The sequence below is a fragment of the Pseudoxanthomonas sp. SORGH_AS_0997 genome (assembly GCF_031453535.1).
GTDB lineage: Bacteria > Pseudomonadota > Gammaproteobacteria > Xanthomonadales > Xanthomonadaceae > Pseudoxanthomonas_A > Pseudoxanthomonas_A winnipegensis.
This window is the reverse complement of record NZ_JAVIZI010000001.1, coordinates 225,408-244,433: the sequence shown is the minus strand read 5'-3', so window position 1 is coordinate 244,433 and position 19,026 is coordinate 225,408. Positions and strand designations below refer to the sequence as shown.

Sequence of the window (19,026 nt, the reverse complement as noted above, 5' to 3'; positions counted from 1 at the left end):
GATGCCCCATCCAAGGACTGCTTCGATGCAACGACGAGACTTCATGATTGGCGCGGGGGCCGCGACGCTGGCCACGCTCGGCGCGGCCGCACCGCTGGCCGCTGCGGGAACGGCGACCGCTCAGGCCACGCCGCCCGGAGAGACATTGGCCGACCCGCTCGGCGCGCGCACGCCGCCGCCGGCGTTCGTCTCCACCTCCGGCACCATCGCGCCGGTGCGTGCGCGCACCGATCGCATCGCGCGCATCACCGTCTGCACGCGCCCGTTCCGGGCGCAAGGCCCGCGCATCGAGCGCGAGAAGATCGCCGGCAGGGAGGTCATCCACAACTACGGGCACGGCGGCAGCGGCTGGTCGCTGTCCTGGGGCTCGGGCCTGGCGGCCGCGGCCGAGGTGCGCAGCACCGGCGTGCGCCAGGCCGCCGTCGTGGGCTGCGGCGTGATCGGCCTGACCACCGCCGTCGTCCTGCAGCGCCAGGGCATCAAGACCCGCATCTACACCCGCGAACGCGCCCCGGACGTGCGCTCGTTCAACGCCACCGGCCTGTGGACGCCGGACTCACGCGTGGGCACCGTGGAGCAGGCCGACGGCGCGTTGTGGGAGGAGCTGTGCCGCAACTCCTTCCGCATGTTCCAGGCGATCATGGGCCTGCCCGGCAACCCGGTCGAATGGATCGAGTCCTACGCGCTCTCGGACATCCCCTTCGACCAGGCGCGCAGCGAGCATCTGGCCCAGGCGGCCGGCAATGCGGTCCACTTCGCCAGCTTCGCCGACCGCGTACGCGACCTGACGCCGGCATCCGAGGATGTCCCGGCGGGCAGCCACCCGTTCCCGGCGCGCTACGTGCGGCGCGCCTCGACGATGATGTTCAACATCCCGGCCTACATGAACTGGCTGGAGCACGAGTTCCTGCTCAACGGCGGCGCCATCGATTTCATCGACCTGCGCACGCCGAAGGACTTCGGCCTGATCCGCGAGAAGACCATCGTCAATGCCACCGGCTACGGCGCGCGTGCACTGATGGGCGATGAAACGGTGGTTCCCGTGCGCGGCCAGATCGCGCATCTGGTGCCGCAGCCGGAGGTCGATTACGCGCTGCGCTTCGAAGGCGTGAGCCTGGTCCCCCGCCGCGACGGCCTGCTGGTGCAGGCCATCGGCGATGAGATGGACGGCTACAACAACCCCTCGGTCGTGCCCAACCGCAAGGAGTCGGAAGCCGCCGTGCTCAAACTGGCCGCGCTGTGCGAGCGCTTCACCCGGTAACGCGGCCGGCGACAGCGCTAGAAAGCAGAAACGCCGGCCCTCAAGGCCGGCGTTTGTGTTCTACGTCCCGCAGCGCCGAGGCACGCAGGAAGATTCGACGCATCAGATCAACCGCGTGGCGAGTCGTCCGCTGCGCGGCTCGACTCTGGCCTGGTGGACGGCGTCCGGTCGGATCCTGGTGTCTCGCCGCCTATCTGCCCGGACCGATGTCCTCGACTTCGCCTGTCCTGACCCGCCCGCTCCAATCCTGGAAATAGGTGTCATAGCGGGCCTGCAGCCCGTTGAGGACACGCTGTTCGGACAAGAGCGAGCACGGATAGACGGACTCCGGGTTTCGCGGGTTGGCGAACCCCATGCTGTTGACGCCTCTGATGCACTTGCCCGAACCGTAGACAGGATTGCTGGCCAGCTCGCGCATCTTGCGACGGAACAGTTTGTCGGCGCGGACGGCGGCGACGTCATCGGCATACTTGGCGCGCATCTGCTTGTACAGCACATCCGCCCTGGCCTTCTGCGCCGGCGTCACCTTCTCCAGCGCGGAATTGAACAGCCCCACGTTCTCCGGCTGCATGCGTTCGGTCGAGAGCCCCAGCCAGGCCAGACCCAGCGCGCGGTCCTGGGTCGCGCCCTCGCCATTGAAATAGGCCACGCCCAGCACCTTCTGCGCCGACTTGTCCGCCCCACGCCGCCGCCTCGAGCATGCGCGACAGGGCTCGGGGCATGTCGCCCTTTCGCATCGCGGCCGCCCCCATGCAGAAGTTGTAATCGCCGGGAAGCAGCTGTTCCAGCAGTTGGCTGCAAGGCGAGACGTCGACCGCGGGACCCCGGCGCGGACGCTCTTTTGCGGCGCCCGGCGGGGAATGCACGGCAATGAAGACCACGAACGATGCCAACAGCCCGCGGCGCAGGACGTGGCGGAGGGAATGGGCGATGCGTTCCATGCAACGTTCCTCGCTGAGGCTGTCGCCCTCGATACTACGCCTGCATCACGGCGAATGCGGATCGCCGTGAATCGAAGGTATGGCGCGGAGTTTTAGGCCCACGGAACGGCCGGCGGCGCCCGCAAAGCAAAACGCCGGACCTCGCGGCCCGGCGTTTGCGTCGCACCGACCTCCAGCGGAGGATCAACCCAGCAGGTGGGCCACGCCGCTGCGCTCTTCTTCCAGCTCGGCCAGGGTCTTGTCGATGTACTTCTGGCTGAAGTCGTCGATCGGCAGGTCCTTGACCAGGGTGTACTCACCGTTCTGGGTGGTCACCGGGAAGCCGAAGATCACGCCCTCCGGGATGCCATAGGAGCCGTCGGACGGCACGCCCATGGTCACCCACTTGCCGTTGCTGCCCAGCGCCCAGTCGCGCACGTGGTCGATGGCGGCGTTGGCGGCCGAGGCGGCCGAGGACGAACCGCGCGCCTCGATGATCGCCGCGCCGCGCTTGCCCACGGTCGGGATGAAGGTGTTGGCGTTCCATTCCTGGTCGTTGATCGCCTCGCCGATCGAGGCGCCGTCGGCGGTGGCGAAGCGGTAGTCCGGATACATGGTCGGGCTGTGGTTGCCCCACACCACCAGCTTCTCCATGCCGGCCACCGGCTTGCCGAGCTTGAGCGAGAGCTGGCTCAGGGCGCGGTTGTGGTCCAGGCGCAGCATCGCGGTGAAGTTCTTCGCCGGCAGGTCCGGGGCGGACTTCATGGCGATGTAGGCGTTGGTGTTGGCCGGGTTGCCGACCACCAGTACCTTCACGTTGCGCGAGGCGACCTTGTTCAGCGCGGCGCCCTGGGCGGTGAAGATCTTGGCGTTCTCCAGCAGCAGGTCCTTGCGCTCCATGCCCGGGCCGCGCGGACGGGCGCCGACCAGCAGGGCGTAGTCGGCGTCCTTGAAGGCCACCTCCGGGTCATCGGTGCCGACCATGCCGGCCAGCAGCGGGAAGGCGCAGTCCTCCAGCTCCATCATCACGCCCTTCAGCGCGGCCTGGGCCTTCTCCATCGGCAGCTCGAGCAGCTGCAGGATGACCGGCTGGTCCTTGCCCAGCATCTCGCCGGAGGCGATGCGGAACAGCAGGGCGTAGCCGATCTGGCCGGCGGCACCGGTGACGGCGACTCGGACGGGTTGTTTCATGGTGTGGATTCCTCGTGCATCGGATGGCGGGTGCGATGCCCGCCTGATGGGATAGGCGCTAGGCGCGCCAGGCGGATGGAGGGGTCACGCAGGCCGACGTCACGATCTCGCAGGCATCCAGCGGATGGCAGCGCGAAATCGGCATGAACGGCGGCTCCTGGTGGCGCCGCCTCGATTGTGCGGCGCGGAATTTTAGCACGCGCGCCCGGCGCGACCGCGTTCGACCAATGGCCTACTTGCGGACGTGCCGGGGGCGGGGGGCCGTGTTCAGGCAGCCAGGTGCTTGTTCCACTCGGCCACGCGGTCGGCCTTGGCGGCCAGGACGGCGTCGGCGTCTCCCTCGATCACCACCGAGTCGATGGTGTCGCCCTGCTTGACCGCATCGACGGACTCCAGGCCCGAGACGACCTTGCCGAACACGGTGTGCTTTCCGTCCAGCCACGGGGTGGCCACGTGGGTGATGAAGAACTGGCTGCCGTTGGTGTTGGGGCCGGCATTGGCCATGGACAGCACGCCGCGCTCGTGGCGCACGCCGTTGCTGGTCTCGTCCTCGAAACGGTAGCCCGGGCCGCCGCGGCCGGAGCCTTCCGGGCAGCCGCCCTGGATCATGAAGTCCGGGATGACGCGGTGGAAGTTCAGCCCGTCGTAGAAGCCGCGCTTGGCCAGGTTGACGAAATTGGCCACGGTCAGCGGCGCCTTGTCCGGGTACAGCTCGACCTGGATCGGGCCGCGGGAGGTGTTGAAGGTGGCGGTGAGGGACATCGTGGAACTCCTTTGGAGCAGGCAGCCCGGTCGTGGGCGGTAACCGGCTATAATACGCGCTTCCCTCCACACCTCTGCGCGCACCGCCGCGCCCGTGCCGCATGTCCATTGAAAACCTTCGCAACATCGCCATCGTCGCCCACGTTGACCATGGCAAGACCACCCTCGTCGACTGTCTGCTGAAGCAGTCCGGCACCTTTTCCGAGCGTGCCGTCATCGCCGAGCGCGTGATGGACAGCAACGACCAGGAAAAGGAACGCGGCATCACCATCCTGGCCAAGAACACGGCCATCAAGTGGAATGGCAACCGCATCAACATCGTCGACACCCCAGGCCACGCCGACTTCGGCGGCGAGGTCGAGCGCGTGCTGTCGATGGTGGACACCGTGCTGATCCTGGTCGACGCGATGGACGGCCCGATGCCGCAGACCCGCTTCGTGACCCAGAAGGCCTTCGCGATGGGCTTCAAGCCGATCGTGGTGGTCAACAAGATCGACCGTCCCGGTGCGCGTCCGGAATGGGTCGTGGAGCAGGTGTGGGATCTGTTCGACCGCCTGGGCGCCACGCCCGAGCAGATGGACTTCCCGATCGTCTACGCCTCGGCGCTGAACGGCTACGCCTCGCTGGACGAGAACGCCCGCGACGGCGACATGACCCCGCTGTACGAGGCGATCATGCAGCACGCGCCCAAGCCGGAGGTCGACCCGGAAGGCCCGTTCCAGATGCGCATCAGCCAGCTGGACTACAACAACTTCGTCGGCGTGATCGGCATCGGCCGCATCCAGCGCGGCACGCTGCGCAAGAACATGCCGGTGGCCGTGATCGACCGCGAGGGCAAGAAGCGTCAGGGCAAGGTGCTGCAGGTGCTGGGCTTCCTCGGCCTTGAGCGCATCGAGCAGGAGACCGCCGAGGCCGGCGACATCGTGGCCATCTCCGGCATTCAGGAGCTGACCATCTCCGACACCGTCACCGCCCTGGAGGCGCCCGAGGCGCTGCCGGCGCTGACCGTGGACGAGCCGACCATCTCGATGACCTTCCAGGTCAACAACTCGCCGTTCGCCGGCAACAAGGACCTGTCCGGCGGCAAGTTCCTGACCAGCCGCCAGCTCAAGGACCGCCTGGAGCGCGAGACCGTGCACAACGTGGCGCTGAAGGTCGAGCAGCTGGAGGACGCGGACAAGTTCCTGGTCTCCGGCCGCGGCGAGCTGCACCTGTCGGTGCTGATCGAGAACATGCGCCGCGAAGGCTACGAGCTGGCCGTCTCGCGCCCGGAGGTCATCATCAAGGAGATCGACGGCCAGCAGATGGAGCCGATCGAGCAGCTGGTGGTGGACGTGGAAGAGATCCACCAGGGCGGCGTGATGGAGAAGCTGGGCGTGCGCAAGGGCCAGCTGAAGAACATGGAGCCCGACGGCAAGGGCCGCGTGCGCCTGGACTATGAAATCCCGGCGCGCGGCCTGATCGGCTTCCAGAACGAGTTCAAGACCCTGACCCAGGGTTCGGGCCTGCTGTTCCACGTGTTCGACCACTACGGCCCGAAGGAACAGGGCGCCATCGCCAAGCGTCCCAACGGCGTGATGATCGCCAATGCGCCGGGCGCCACGCCGGCCTATTCGCTGGGCCCGCTGCAGGAGCGCGGCAAGCTGTTCGCCGCCGAGGGCGACAACGTCTACGAGGGCCAGCTGATCGGCATCCACTCCAAGGACAACGATCTGACGGTCAACGCGATCAAGACCAAGCCGCTGACCAACATGCGCGCCTCGGGCAAGGACGACGCCATCCAGCTGACCCCGGCGATCAAGTTCACCCTGGAGCAGGCCCTGGACTTCATCGACGACGACGAGCTGGTGGAGATCACCCCCAAGGAGATCCGCCTGCGCAAGAAGCACCTGACCGAAAGCGAGCGCAAGAAGGCCTCGCGCGCGGCGTAAGGCGGTCTGTGCAAGCTGGCGCGGGTGGCGGCCCACGGGTCGCCGCCCGCGCACCAACCGGCGTATCCTTCCGGCCCGATGCCTCATACCCAACGTCCCTACGATCCGGATCCGCACGCGCATCCGGGCCTGCATGCGCTGGCGTTGTTCGAACTGGCCAAGGGCCTGCTGGCCCTGATCGCCGCGGCCAGCCTGGAAGTCCTCGGGCCCGACCCGATCCGGCGCGCGGTGTACTGGCTGATCGAGCGCTTCCATCTGGACCCGGCGCACGGCGCCCTGCCCTCGCTGCTCAAGCAGATCGACCCCAAGGCGGTACACCTGGCCGTGGCCGTGGTGGCCATCTACGCGCTGTGGCGGCTGGTGGAATCCTGGGGCCTGTGGCGGGCCAAGGCCTGGGCCTCGTGGCTGGGCTGCGTGGGCACGGCGGTCTACCTGCCCTTCGACATGTATGCGCTGGTCCGGCACCCTGGCTGGCATACGGCCGTGGTGGTGCTGATCAACGTGATCGTGGTGGCCGTGCTGGCCCGCGACCTGATCCGCCGCCGGCGCCACTGAGCCGCTTGCGGCCCCCGCGCCGCTGCGTTTAGCCTGCGACGATCCGCATGAGGGGATCGAACCGATGCACGCCTTCAGGCTTGCACTGACGCTGTCGTGCCTGGCCGCGCTGGCCGGCTGCACCGCCCCGGCGTCCGCGCCGCCCAAGACCGCCGCGCCCGCCCAGTTCCGCTATGCCGAGCTGACCATTGCCCAGCTGCAGGAGCAGATGCAGCGCGGCGCGCTGGACAGCCGCACCCTGACCCGCGCCTACCTGGACCGCATCGCCCAGGTCGATCGCGCCGGGCCGCACCTCAATGCCGTGATCCAGCTCAACCCCGAGGCGATGACCGAGGCGGCGCTGCGCGACCGCGAGCGCGCCGGCGGCACCGTGCGCGGGCCGCTGCAGGGCATCCCGATCCTGCTCAAGGACAACATCGACGCCACGCCGATGGCCACCACCGCCGGCTCGCTGGCGCTGCGCGATTTCCATCCCAAGGCCGACGCCTTCCTGGTCAAGCGCCTGCGCGAGGCCGGCGCGGTGATCCTGGGCAAGACCAACCTCTCGGAGTGGGCCAACTTCCGCTCCAGCGACTCGATCTCCGGCTGGAGCGCGGTCGGCGGCCAGACCCACAATCCCTATGTGCTGGACCGCAACCCCTGCGGGTCCAGCGCCGGCAGCGGCGTGGCCGCCTCGGCCAACCTGGCCGCGGCCACGGTCGGCACCGAGACCGACGGCAGCATCATCTGCCCGGCGGCGGTCAACGGCGCGGTGGGGCTGAAGCCCACCGTCGGCCTGGTCAGCCGCGACGGCATCGTGCCGATCTCCTGGAGCCAGGACACCGCCGGGCCGATCACCCGCACGGTGTCCGACGCGGCCATCCTGCTGGCGGCGATGGCCGGGCGCGACAGCGCAGATGCCAGCACCGGCTACGCCACGCTCAATGCCCCCCTGGACTACGTCTCGCGCCTGCGCCCCGGCGCGCTCAAGGGCGCACGCATCGGCGTGGTCCGCAGCAGCTTCAAGTTCGGCCCCGACGTGGCCAAGGCGATGGAAGGCGCGGTCGCGACCCTGAGCGCAGCAGGCGCGACCGTGGTCGACGCCGAAATCCCCACCGCCGGCCAGTGGGACCAGGACGAACTGCTGGTGCTCAAGACCGAGTTCAAGAACGGGCTGGCGCGCTACCTCACCAGCAAGGGCGCGCCGGTGGACTCGCTGCAGCAGCTGATCGGCTTCAACCAGCAGCATGCGCGCGAGGAGTTGGCGCTGTTCGGGCAGGACCTGTTCGAACAGTCCGCGGCGATGGGCGGTCTGAACGACCCGGCCTACATCCAGGCGCGTTCGCGCATCAAGCGCCTGGCCGGCCCGGAAGGCATCGATGCGGCGCTCAAGGCGCAGCACCTGGACGCCCTGGTCGCCGCGGCGACGGGCCCGGCCTGGCGCACCGACCCGGCGTTCAAGGATCCCTTCCCCGGCGCCGGCTATGGCGCGGCGGCGGTGGCCGGCTATCCCAGCCTGACCATCCCGATGGGCGACAGCCGCGGGCTGCCGCTGGGCCTGTTGTTCATGGGGACCGCCTGGAGCGAGGCCAAGCTGATCGGGCTGGGCTACGACTACGAGCAGCGCACCCAGGCGCGCATGCCGCCGGCCTATCGCGCCACGCTGGAACCGCGCACGCCCTGAGCGCCGCGCACCCGGCGGATCAGTGCGACGGCGGGGGCACCGGCCCCGGCGCTTCGGGTGACACCGGCGGCGGGCCGTCCTCGGCGCCGGGCGAAGAGGTCTGGCGCGCGCTGGGCAACACCTGCGGCGTGTCGGGCGGGGTCTGTTCGCGGGTGAGCATGTTGCGCTGACGCGGCAGCGCGTCGGGATACTCGCGCGCCAGGTAATCCAGCACGCGCTCGCGCACCACGCAGCGCAGGTCGAAGGCATCGCCGGAACTGCGCGCGCTGACCAGCAGGCGCACCTGCATGGCGGTCTCGGAGGTCTCGGTGACCTGGGCGATGCAGACCCGTCCATCCCAGCGCGGATCCTCGCGGCAGACGCGTTCGGTTTCGGCGCGCACCGCGGCCATCGGCGTGCGGTAGTCCAGCCACAGGAATACCGTGCCGAGCATGTCCGCGCTGCGCCGCGTCCAGTTCTGGAACGGATTCTCGATGAACCAGGTCAGCGGCACCACCATGCGGCGCTGATCCCAGATGTGCACCACCACGAAGGAGCTGGTGATCTCCTCGATGCGGCCCCATTCGCCCTCGACGATGACCACGTCGTCCAGGCGGATCGGCTGGGTCAGCGCGATCTGCAGGCCGGCGATCAGGTTGCCGAACACCGGCTTGGCCGCGATGCCCGCCACCAGCCCGAGGATGCCGGCCGAGGCCAGCAGCGTGCGACCGAGCTGGCGCACCTCGTCGAACTGCAGCAGCACCACCGAGGCGCCGACCAGGATCACCGCGCCGGAGGCCACGCGCCCCAGCACCCGCGCCTGGGTATGGATGGTGCGCGCGTGCAGGTTGTCGGCCACGTCGATGCGGTTGTCGCGCAGGATCGCCGCCACGATGCCGGCCACCACGCGCACCAGCAGCCAGGTCACGCAGGCAACGATGCCGATGTGCAGCAGTTGCTTGACCAGCTGCAGCTGCGCATCCTTGAGCGGCGTGGCCTCCAGCCCGGCGCGCAAAAAGATCAGCGGCAGCACGAAGGCCAGCGGCAGGCTGAAGATGCGGGTGATGCGTGCGCGCCGGAAATCCTTGCCGCGCGAGCGCCGCTCCAGCCAGGCGAACAATCCCCAGGCGAGCACGCCCAGCGCCAGGGAAATTCCCAGCGGGATCACGTAGTCGCGCGCGGTCATCCAGTGCAGGTCAGCCATCCCCACCGGAGACTGCCAAAGCGCGCGTCGAGGGTATGTGGGCACGCGTCGCGGACGACTGGGCGCATCACGCCTTGGAAGGGCGAGTGGGAGCCGCCATGGCGGCGATGAGGCTTTACCGGGAAGACCTCATCGCCGCCATGGCGGCTCCCACCTGTAGAGCGGAGCTTGCTCCGCTGCTCTTCGTTCGGTTCGTGGGGAAGGCCTCAGCGGAGTCCCCGAAAGGGGATTGCCACAAGCTCCGCTCTACAGGCAGACCGCTGCGAGATTCGAGGAGACAGTTGCTCCCACCGAAGATCGCTAAGCCACCGTCGCCTGCAGCTGCCGCTGCTTGCGCACGATCGACATGGCGATCTCCAGCGACTGCTCGTAGTTCAGGCGCGGATCGACGGTCGAGCGGTAGGCACGCTCCAGGTCCACATCGGTCAGCTCGCGCGCGCCGCCGGTGCATTCGGTGACGTCCTCGCCGGTCAGCTCCAGGTGCACGCCGCCCAGGCGCGTGCCGACCGCGGCATGGATGTCGAAGGCCTGCTCGACCTCGCCGCGCACGTTGTCGAAGCGGCGCGTCTTGAAGCCGTTGCTGGTCGACTCGGTATTGCCGTGCATCGCATCGCACACCCACAGCACGCGCCGGCCGTCGCGCTTGACCGCCTCCAGCAGCGGCGGCAGCTTCTCGGCGATCTGCGCCGCGCCCATGCGATGGATGAAGGTCAGCCGGCCCGGCTCGTCGTCCGGGTTGAGGATGTCCATCAGCGCCAGCAGCTGATCGGGCTTCACCGACGGGCCGACCTTCACCGCGATCGGATTGCGCACGCCGCGCAGATATTCCACGTGCGCGCCATCGACCGCCGCAGTGCGCATGCCGATCCAGGGATAGTGCGTGGACAGGTTGAACCAGCCGTGCTGACGCGGGACCTCGCGGGTCAGCGCCTGCTCGTAGGGCAGCAGCAGCGCTTCGTGCGAGGTGTAGAAATCGATGCGGTTGAGGTTGTGCACCTCGGCGCCGGCCAGGGTTTCCATGAAGCGCACCGCGCCGCCGATGTCGGCCACCATCTGCTGGTATTCGTTGGCCAGCGGCGAGTAGCCGACCCAGCTGAGGTTCCAGTACTCGGGATGGTGCAGGTCGGCGAAGCCGCCGTCGATCAGCGCGCGCACGAAGTTCATCGTCATGGCCGAGCGCGAATGCGCGCGGATCATGCGCTGCGGATCGGGAATGCGCGCCTGCGCGGTGAATTCGGGCCCGTTGACCAGGTCGCCGCGATAGCTCGGCAGGGTGATCTCGCCGCGGGTCTCCATGTCGGTCGAACGCGGCTTGGCGTACTGCCCGGCGAAGCGCCCGACGCGCACCACCGGCAGCTGCAGCCCGTGCACCAGCACCAGGCTCATCTGCAGCAGCACCTTCAGCCGGTTGGAGATCAGCCCGGACTCGCAGTCGGAGAAGCTCTCGGCGCAGTCGCCGCCCTGCAGCACGAAGCGCTTGCCTTCCTGTGCCTCGGCCAGCTGCTTCTTCAGCGCGAAGATCTCCCACGAGGTCACCAGCGGCGGCAACCGGCCGAGCTCCTCGACCGCCCGGTCCAGCGCCTCGGCGTCGGGATAGGTCGGCAGCTGCATCGCCGGGCGCGCGCGCCAGCTGTCGGGGCGCCAGTCGCCGGAGGCGGCAGGAAAGGGAATGGCGGGGGCTGCGGCGGACATGCGGGGCTCCTGGAGAAGCCGCCATGATCGCAGAGCGCGGGGCCTCGCACGCACTTCCTGTCAATTCCGACAGTTTTCTGAGGTCTCTAAACCCCAGGAAACGTAGGACACGCGCCCATGACTTTCGGCCTAGGCATGACAGTCCTGACAGGAGGACCGTTACTTCATAACATTTTCCCAACGGCCCACGCCCCCTCCATGAAGACTCCGACCCTGCTCGCCTCCGCCATCGCCCTGGCCCTGGCGACCACACCCCTGCTCGCCCTGGCCGATGAGGCCCCCACCGACACCACCGTCGACCTGGACGTGGTCAAGGTCCACGCCAAGCTGGACGAGGCGCGCAATGCGCTCTCCCCGGACATCGGCAGCAGCCAGTTCACCATCACCGCGGCCGACATCGACCGGCTGCCGCTGGGCGCCTCCACGCCGATGAACCAGGTGCTGCTGCAGGCGCCGGGCGTCGTCCAAGACTCCTACGGCGGCGTCCACGTGCGCGGCGACCACGCCAATCTGCAGTACCGCATCAACGGCGTGATCCTGCCCGAGTCGATCTCCGGCTTCGGCCAGAGCCTGGACCCGCGCACCGTGTCCAGCATCCGGCTGCTCGACGGCGCGCTGCCGGCCCAGTTCGGCGACCGGACCGCCGCGGTGGTCGACATCACCACCAAGAGCGGCCAGGCGCTCGGCAACGGCGGCAGCGTCGGGGTGACCGCGGGCTCGTTCGGCACCTTCAATCCCTCGCTGGCCTGGTGGGGCAGCCAGGGCCGCTGGAGCTGGTTCGTGACCGGCGACTACGACCAGAACAAGATCGGCCTGGAGAACCCGACCAACAGCCGCACGCCCGATCACGACAAGACCCACCAGGGCAAGGCCTTCGCCGACCTGACCTATCTGGTCAACGAGGACACGCGCCTGAGCGTGATGGCCGGCTACGCCAACAACCGCTTCCAGGTGCCCAACAACCCGGGCCAGACCCCGGCCTTCGACGACCAGGGCCAGACCGACTTCGATTCCAGCGCGCTGGACGAGCGCCAGCGCGAGAACACCCGCTTCGCCACCGTCGCCCTGCAGGGCCTGGTCGGCGACAGCGCCTATCAGGTCTCGCTGGGCCAGCGCTACAGCAGCGTGGCCTTCGATCCGGACGTCACCGGCGATCTGATCTTCGACGGCGTCGCCTCGCAGGTCGATCGCGGCAACCGCGCCAACGTGCTGCAGGCCGATATCTCCACCCCGCTGGGCGCCTCGCACACCTTGCGCTACGGCCTGTACGGCGACTTCGAACACGCCACCGCCAGCAACAACAGCTGGGTCTTCCCGGCCGACGCCGACGGCAACCAGACCAGCAACATCCCCGAGCTGATCGGCGACAGCAGCCGCTTCCACGCCAGCACCACCGCGCTCTACCTGCAGGACGAGTGGAAGCTCGGCGAGGACTGGACGGTGAACTACGGCCTGCGCGGCGATCGCTACAAGGCCTTCGGGCGGACCGAGAGCCAGCTCAGCCCGCGCGTGGGCGCGATCTGGCGCGCCACCGACAGCACCACCCTGCACGCCGGCTACGCGCGCTACTTCACCCCCCCGGCCAGCGAGCTGATCTCCTCCGGGGACATCGCCCTATTCGATGGCACCACCAACCAGCAGCTGGCCGCCGGCGCGCAGATCCCGCTCAGCGAGCGCAGCGACTACTACGACCTGGGCATCTCCCAGCAGGTCGGCGACCACCTGACCCTGGGCCTGGACGCCTACGACCGCCTGGCCGACCGCCTGCAGGACGAGGGCCAGTTCGGCGCCGCCTACATCTATTCGACCTTCAACTACCGCTACGGCCACGTCCATGGCCTGGAGTTCTCGGCCGACTACAACAACGGCCCGGTGAGCGCCTACTTCAACGCGGCCTACAGCCGGGCGATGGGCAAGCAGGTCATGACCGGCGCCTACAACTTCGACCCCGATGCCCTGGCCTATGTGGCGGAGAACTGGATCCACCTGGACCACGACCAGAAGCTCACCTCGTCGGGCGGCATCAACTACAGCTTCGCAGGTAACAACCGTGTGGGCGCCAACTATCTCTATGGCAGCGGCCTGCGTACCGATACGGCCACGGTGCCCAATGGCGCGGCGCTGCCGTCCTACTTCCAGCTCAACCTGAGCGCGGGGCACGACTTCGAGGCCGACACCTCGCATCCGCTGCATGTGCAGGTCGCCGCGGTGAACGCGCTGGATCGCAGCTACCAGCTGCGCGACGGCGGCGGCATCGGCGTGTTCGCGCCGCAGTGGGCGCCGCGTCGCGGCGTGTTCCTCAGCGTGCAGCAGGACTTCTGACGCGACCCGAGCCGCGTCCAGGCTGCGGACCGGTCGACGCGCGCGACCGGTCCGCAGCCAGACGCGCTCAGGACGGGCGCAGCTCGCGCAGCAGCGTGCGCTTGCGCCGGCGGAAGGCGGCCATCAGCAGCCACAGCGTCAGCACCACGAACCACAGCAGACTCCACTCGGGCATCGACAGGCCCAGCAGACGCCAGGTCACCTCGGCGCACTCGCCCGAGCCGGTCAGCACCTGGCGCAGCACATCGCCCAGCGGGAAGGCTTCCATCATGTAGGCCAGGTCGGGGCCGCAGGCCGGCACCTTGTCGGCCGGCAGATGCTGCAGCCACACGTGGCGCCCGGCGATGCCGATGCCGATCAGCGCCGGCACCAGCCCCAGCAGGCCGTAGACGATGCGCCCGCCGCGGCTGCGCGGCCCATGCAGGCCGCCGATCAGGAACACCAGGCCCAGCAGCGCGAACGCGCCGCGCTGGAAGCTGCACAGCGGACACGGGATCTGGTGCTGGTAGTACTGGGTGTACAGCGCGGCGCCCAGCAATCCGACGCACACGAGGAAACCGGCCAGGAACTGCGCGCGGAAGGACCAACGGAAAGGATTCATGGGCAGCGGCAACGGGGAAGTCCCCGCATTATCGCCACCGCGCGCGCCCAGGGCCAAATCCGCCCCTCCACGCGACCTGCGCCGCAAACGCAAAACCCCGGCCAGGAGCCGGGGTCTGCAGGTGACGCGTGCGGGACGGGGTCGATTACTCGGCCGCTTCCGGACGATCGACCAGTTCCACGTAGGCCATCGGCGCGTTGTCGCCAGCGCGGAAGCCGCACTTGAGGATGCGCAGGTAGCCGCCCGGACGCGACTGGTAGCGCGGGCCGAGGGTGGTGAACAGGGTGCCGACCGCTTCCTTGTCGCGCAGACGCGCGAAGGCCAGACGGCGGTTGGCCACGCCATCGACCTTGGCCAGGGTGATCAGCGGCTCGGCGACGCGACGCAGTTCCTTGGCCTTGGGCAGGGTGGTCTTGATCAGGCCGTGCTTGATCAGCGAGGCGGCCATGTTGGAGAACATCGCGGCGCGATGCGAGCTGGTGCGGCTGAACTTGCGGCCGGCTTTCTGGTGACGCATGAGGTGGATTCCTGATGAATGGTGCGGCTGTTGAGGTTCGCTGTCGCCTTCGTGGCGTTGTTGCCTGGACTGCGGTTGGTCCTGATCCGGTCATCCTGTCCGGACATCGCGCGGGCCTTTGCGGCCCGTCGTCGAGGTGTTGCGGGTGAAGCGGTATCGCTGGACTTACTTCGCTGAAGCATCGAGCCGAGACGGATCGCCCGTCCCGGCCCGGCGCAGCGCGCCGGGCGTTCGCCCAAGCGCGCGGCAGTGCCGCGCAAGCGGCTTGGGCTTACCCCATCATCCCGTGCTGGGAAACACCGGCCGGCGGCCAGTTCTCCAGCTTCATGCCGAGCGACAGGCCGCGCTGGGCCAGGACTTCCTTGATCTCGGTCAGCGACTTCTTGCCGAGGTTCGGGGTCTTGAGCAGCTCGACTTCGGTCTTCTGGATCAGATCGCCGATGTAGTAGATGCTCTCGGCCTTGAGGCAGTTGGCCGAACGCACGGTCAGCTCCAGGTCGTCGATCGGGCGCAGCAGCACCGGATCCACGCCGCCGGTCTGCTGCTTCGGCGCGCCGCGGTCGCGGTGCGTGAAGTCGCCGAACACCGACAGCTGGTCGCTCAGGATGTCGGCGGCGGTGCGCACGGCTTCCTCGGCGTCGATCGTGCCGTTGGTCTCGATGTCCAGGACCAGCTTGTCCAGGTCGGTGCGCTGTTCGACGCGAGCGGACTCGACGGCGTAGGCGACGCGACGGACCGGCGAGAACGAGGCGTCCAGCACCAGGCGGCCGATGGCGCGGTTCTCTTCGTCCGGACGACGGCGGGCGGCGGCCGGCTGATAGCCGAAGCCGCGCTCGATCTTCAGGCGCAGGTTGACCGCGATGTCCTTGGTCAGGTGCGCGATCACGTGGTCGGGATTGAGGATCTCGACGTTGTGGTCGGTCTTGATGTCGCCGGCGGTGACCACGCCCGGGCCCTGCTTGGTCAGGCTCAGGGTGGCGTTGTCGCCGGTGTGGATGCGGATAGCCACATCCTTGAGGTTCAGCAGGACTTCCAGCACGTCTTCCTGCAGACCCTCGATGGTGCTGTACTCGTGCAGCACGCCGTCGATCTCGACCTCGGTGATGGCGAAGCCGGGGATGGACGACAGCAGCACGCGGCGCAGCGCATTGCCCAGCGTATGGCCGTAGCCACGCTCCAGCGGTTCGATGACCACCTTGGCGCGGTTGTCGGTCAGGCGCTCGATCTGCGGGCCGCGGGGGCGCAGCACTTGCTGAGTGATACCCGTCATGTTGCTTTGTCTCCTGCAAACCCCCGCCAGGGCGGGGGTGCGTGTGTGATTACTTCGAGTACAGCTCGACGATCAGCGCTTCGTTGATGTCGGCGGGCAGGTCCGAACGGACCGGCACGGCCTTGAACACGCCGGCGAACTTCTTCGAATCCACCTCGACCCAGGACGGGCTCAGGTCCAGCTGCTCGGCCACGGTCAGGGATTCCTGCACGCGCAGCTGCTTCTGGGCCTTCTCCGACAGCTCGATCGCGTCGCCGGCCTTGACCTGGTAGGAAGGCAGGTTGACCGACTTGCCGTTGACCAGCACGCCGCGGTGCGAGACCAGCTGGCGGGCCGCCGGACGGGTGACCGCGAAACCCATGCGGTAGATCACGTTGTCCAGACGGGTTTCCAGCAGCTGCAGCAGGTTCTCGCCGGTGTTGCCCTTCTTGGTCGAGGCCTTCTTGTAGTAGTTGCGGAACTGGCGCTCCAGCAGACCGTAGATACGCTTGACCTTCTGCTTCTCGCGCAGCTGGGTGGCGTAGTCGGACAGCTTGCCCTTGCGGGCGGTGGCGCCGTGCTGGCCGGGCTTCTGCTCCAGCTTGCACTTGGAGTCCAGCGCGCGCGCCGGGCTCTTGAGGGACAGGTCTGCGCCTTCGCGACGAGCGAGTTTGCAGGTAGGACCGATATAACGAGCCATTTCTAATCGCTCCCTTTAGACGCGACGCTTCTTCGGCGGACGGCACCCGTTGTGCGGGATAGGCGTCACGTCGATGATGTTGGTGATCTTGTAGCCGACGTTGTTGAGCGAACGTACGGCCGACTCACGGCCCGGACCCGGACCCTTGATGCGGACTTCCAGCGACTTCAGGCCGTAGTCCAGCGCAGCACGGCCGGCCTTCTCGGCGGCGACCTGCGCGGCGAACGGGGTGGACTTGCGCGAACCGCGGAAGCCCGCACCGCCCGAGGTGGCCCACGAGAGCGCATTGCCCTGGCGGTCGGTGATGGTGACGATGGTGTTGTTGAACGAAGCGTGGACGTGGGCGACGCCGTCGGTGACGACGCGCTTGATCTTCTTCTTCGGTGCCTTGGCGGCGGACGGCTTTGCCATGATGTTCGCCCCTTACTTCTTGATGGCTTTACGCGGACCCTTGCGGGTACGGGCGTTGGTACGGGTGCGCTGGCCACGCAGCGGCAGGCCGCGACGATGGCGCAGGCCGCGGTAGCAGCCCAGGTCCATCAAGCGCTTGATCGCCATGCCGACTTCGCGACGCAGGTCGCCCTCGACGATGTACTTGCCGACTTCGGCGCGCAGGCGCTCGACTTCCGGCTCGGACAGGTCGCGGATCTTGGTGGTCACCGTCACGCCTGCGGCTTCGCAGACCTTCTTGGACCGGGTACGGCCAATGCCGTAAATGCTCTGCAGCCCCACCCAGACGTGCTTCTGGGCAGGCAGGTTGACACCTGCAATACGCGCCATGACGCGATTCTCCAAACTGTTTGATGGCCGGCTGCACGCCCTCCGTGAACACGGATTGACGGCATATGGCGTAGGGAACTGGAAATTGTACCAAGGTCTCGGGTTGCTTGGAAGTCCATGGAACCTGGGGAGGTTCCACGGACCCGGCATGGGGAGTGTGCCCATGCTCCGGCGCCGGAAGCCGCTTACCGGACAGACCCGCAAGGGTCCGCCGGTGCCCGCGCTACTCTGGCGCAGGGACGAGCCGCTTCACACTCGCGCGCGAGACCGCCGCACGAGCCGCCCATTTTGAAAGTCCGGCCGATGGCCAGGCTTGGTGGCGGATGGGACCGCCGAAATTACGACCGGAAAAGGTCAGCCGCGCGACAGGCCGCGGTTACCGCCCTTCAGGTTGGCCTTCTTCAACAGGCTCTCGTACTGGTGGGACATCAGGTGCGCCTGGATCTGCGCGATGAAGTCCATCACCACCACCACCACGATCAGCAGCGAAGTGCCGCCGAAGTAAAACGAGGTGCCCAGCTGGGTACGCATCACTTCCGGCAGCAGACACACCGCCACCAGATAGAGCGAACCGGCGGCCGTCAGGCGGGTCAGCACGCCGTCGACATAGTCGGCGGTGGCCTTGCCGGGACGGATGCCCGGGATCAGCGCGCCGGACTTCTTCAGATTCTCGGCGGTTTCCTGCGAGTTGAAGACCAGCGCGGTGTAGAAGAACGCGAAGCCGATGATCATCGCCGCGAACACGATCATGTGCAGCGGCTCGCCCGGCGACAGCGCCTGGGAGATGCGCTGCAGGGTCACCGCCATCGGCGACTGGCCGGACCACATCGCCAGCGTGGCCGGGAATGCCAGGATGGACGAGGCGAAGATCGGCGGGATCACGCCGGCCATGTTGAGCTTGAGCGGCAGGAACGAAGTCTGGTTCATATACGCGTTGCGACCGCCCTGGCGGCGAGCGTAGTTGACCGTGATCCGGCGTTGCCCGCGCTCGACGAACACCACGAACCAGGTGAACGCGAACACCACCACCGCCACGATGATCAGCGCGATGGGGCTCATCGTGCCGTCGTTAACGGCGCCGAAGGTATGGATCACCGCGGCCGGCAGGCCGGCGACGATGCCCGAGAAGATGATCAGCGACACACCGTTGCCGATGCCGCGCTCGGTGACCTGCTCGCCGACCCACATCAGGAAGATGGTGCCCGCGGTGAGCGCCACGATCGCGGTGACCACGAAGCCCAGGCCCGGGGCATACACCACCGGCGCGCCGCCCGGCGCAGTCTGATGCTGCAGCGCCAGCGCGATGCTGCCGCCCTGCACCACCGCCAGCAGCACCGCGCCGATGCGCGAGTACTGGGTGATCTTGCGACGGCCGGACTCGCCCTCCTTCTGCAGCGCCTTGAGCGCCGGGAAGATGTGCGCACCCAGCTGTATGACGATGGATGCCGAGATGTACGGCATCACGTTCAGCGCGAAGATGCTGAAACGGTGCAGGGCGCCGCCCGAGAACATGTTGAACATGTCCACGATGCCACCGCCCTGCGCCTGCATCAGCGCGAGCATCGCGTCCGGGTTGACGCCCGGAACCGGAACGAAGCAACCGATCCGGTAGACGACCAGGGCCCCCAGCACGAACAGCAGACGCTGCCGCAGCTCGGTGAATTTGCCCAGACCACCCGCGATGCCCTGCTGCGCCATG

17 protein-coding genes are annotated in these 19,026 nt (G+C 68.0%); 5 read left to right on the top strand and 12 right to left on the bottom strand.

Features of this window, described 5'->3' with window-relative positions; genetic code table 11:
• Window positions 1-25: 25 nt before the first annotated feature.
• Entirely contained in the window at window positions 26-1,261 is a 1,236-nt protein-coding gene (locus tag QE438_RS01135) for an FAD-dependent oxidoreductase (protein ID WP_306993141.1), read from the top strand.
• Window positions 1,262-1,451: 190 nt separating this feature from the next.
• On the opposite strand, the gene QE438_RS01130 is transcribed toward QE438_RS01135, so the two are convergent.
• From QE438_RS01130 to QE438_RS01120, 3 genes are all read right to left on the bottom strand, one after another.
• The gene (locus QE438_RS01130) at window positions 1,452-1,910 is read right to left on the bottom strand and encodes a hypothetical protein (protein WP_309731495.1); all 459 of its coding nucleotides are present in this window, start codon (window positions 1,908-1,910) and stop codon (window positions 1,452-1,454) included.
• Between the two features lie 475 nt (window positions 1,911-2,385).
• Window positions 2,386-3,372, bottom strand: a complete 987-nt coding sequence (locus tag QE438_RS01125) for a malate dehydrogenase (protein ID WP_130528956.1) — start codon at window positions 3,370-3,372, stop codon at window positions 2,386-2,388.
• 267 nt (window positions 3,373-3,639) lie between these two features.
• Window positions 3,640-4,134 (bottom strand): peptidylprolyl isomerase, encoded by a 495-nt coding sequence (locus QE438_RS01120; RefSeq protein ID WP_306993146.1) that lies wholly within the window; start codon window positions 4,132-4,134, stop codon window positions 3,640-3,642.
• Between the two features lie 101 nt (window positions 4,135-4,235).
• Between QE438_RS01120 and typA the strand changes: the two genes are divergently transcribed.
• From typA to QE438_RS01105, 3 genes are all read left to right on the top strand, one after another.
• On the top strand, window positions 4,236-6,065 hold the full coding sequence (typA, locus tag QE438_RS01115; protein ID WP_130516021.1) for a translational GTPase TypA: 1,830 nt from the start codon (window positions 4,236-4,238) through the stop codon (window positions 6,063-6,065).
• 78 nt (window positions 6,066-6,143) lie between these two features.
• On the top strand, window positions 6,144-6,620 hold the full coding sequence (locus tag QE438_RS01110) for a DUF2127 domain-containing protein (RefSeq protein ID WP_130516019.1): 477 nt from the start codon (window positions 6,144-6,146) through the stop codon (window positions 6,618-6,620).
• A gap of 64 nt (window positions 6,621-6,684) precedes the next feature.
• On the top strand, window positions 6,685-8,283 hold the full coding sequence (locus QE438_RS01105; RefSeq protein ID WP_306993149.1) for an amidase: 1,599 nt from the start codon (window positions 6,685-6,687) through the stop codon (window positions 8,281-8,283).
• Between the two features lie 19 nt (window positions 8,284-8,302).
• On the opposite strand, the gene QE438_RS01100 is transcribed toward QE438_RS01105, so the two are convergent.
• Together QE438_RS01100 and QE438_RS01095 are read right to left on the bottom strand one after the other, a co-directional pair.
• Window positions 8,303-9,466: a mechanosensitive ion channel family protein gene (locus tag QE438_RS01100; RefSeq protein ID WP_306993151.1), complete on the bottom strand. Its 1,164-nt coding sequence runs from the start codon at window positions 9,464-9,466 to the stop codon at window positions 8,303-8,305.
• A 300-nt stretch (window positions 9,467-9,766) separates the two neighbouring features.
• On the bottom strand, window positions 9,767-11,158 hold the full coding sequence (locus QE438_RS01095; protein WP_130523418.1) for a 3-deoxy-7-phosphoheptulonate synthase class II: 1,392 nt from the start codon (window positions 11,156-11,158) through the stop codon (window positions 9,767-9,769).
• A gap of 198 nt (window positions 11,159-11,356) precedes the next feature.
• Between QE438_RS01095 and QE438_RS01090 the strand changes: the two genes are divergently transcribed.
• Window positions 11,357-13,480, top strand: a complete 2,124-nt coding sequence (locus tag QE438_RS01090; RefSeq protein WP_306993154.1) for a TonB-dependent receptor — start codon at window positions 11,357-11,359, stop codon at window positions 13,478-13,480.
• A 67-nt stretch (window positions 13,481-13,547) separates the two neighbouring features.
• Here the strand turns inward: QE438_RS01090 and QE438_RS01085 are convergent, their stop codons facing one another.
• The 7 genes from QE438_RS01085 to secY form a co-directional block, all read right to left on the bottom strand.
• A complete protein-coding gene (locus QE438_RS01085) occupies window positions 13,548-14,081 on the bottom strand; it encodes a disulfide bond formation protein B (protein ID WP_130528946.1) in 534 nt (177 codons plus the stop codon).
• Between the two features lie 145 nt (window positions 14,082-14,226).
• Entirely contained in the window at window positions 14,227-14,598 is a 372-nt protein-coding gene (gene rplQ / locus QE438_RS01080) for a 50S ribosomal protein L17 (protein ID WP_130516007.1), read from the bottom strand.
• Between the two features lie 271 nt (window positions 14,599-14,869).
• On the bottom strand, window positions 14,870-15,868 hold the full coding sequence (gene rpoA, locus QE438_RS01075; RefSeq protein ID WP_130516005.1) for a DNA-directed RNA polymerase subunit alpha: 999 nt from the start codon (window positions 15,866-15,868) through the stop codon (window positions 14,870-14,872).
• Between the two features lie 49 nt (window positions 15,869-15,917).
• Window positions 15,918-16,547, bottom strand: a complete 630-nt coding sequence (gene rpsD, locus QE438_RS01070; protein WP_014161359.1) for a 30S ribosomal protein S4 — start codon at window positions 16,545-16,547, stop codon at window positions 15,918-15,920.
• Between the two features lie 15 nt (window positions 16,548-16,562).
• Window positions 16,563-16,958 carry a 30S ribosomal protein S11 gene (rpsK, locus tag QE438_RS01065; RefSeq protein ID WP_130516003.1) on the bottom strand — a complete coding sequence of 132 codons (396 nt, stop codon included), beginning with the start codon at window positions 16,956-16,958 and terminating at the stop codon, window positions 16,563-16,565.
• 12 nt (window positions 16,959-16,970) lie between these two features.
• Window positions 16,971-17,327 carry a 30S ribosomal protein S13 gene (gene rpsM / locus QE438_RS01060; protein WP_130516001.1) on the bottom strand — a complete coding sequence of 119 codons (357 nt, stop codon included), beginning with the start codon at window positions 17,325-17,327 and terminating at the stop codon, window positions 16,971-16,973.
• A gap of 354 nt (window positions 17,328-17,681) precedes the next feature.
• Entirely contained in the window at window positions 17,682-19,025 is a 1,344-nt protein-coding gene (gene secY, locus QE438_RS01055; RefSeq protein WP_130516000.1) for a preprotein translocase subunit SecY, read from the bottom strand.
• Window position 19,026 lies beyond the last annotated feature (1 nt).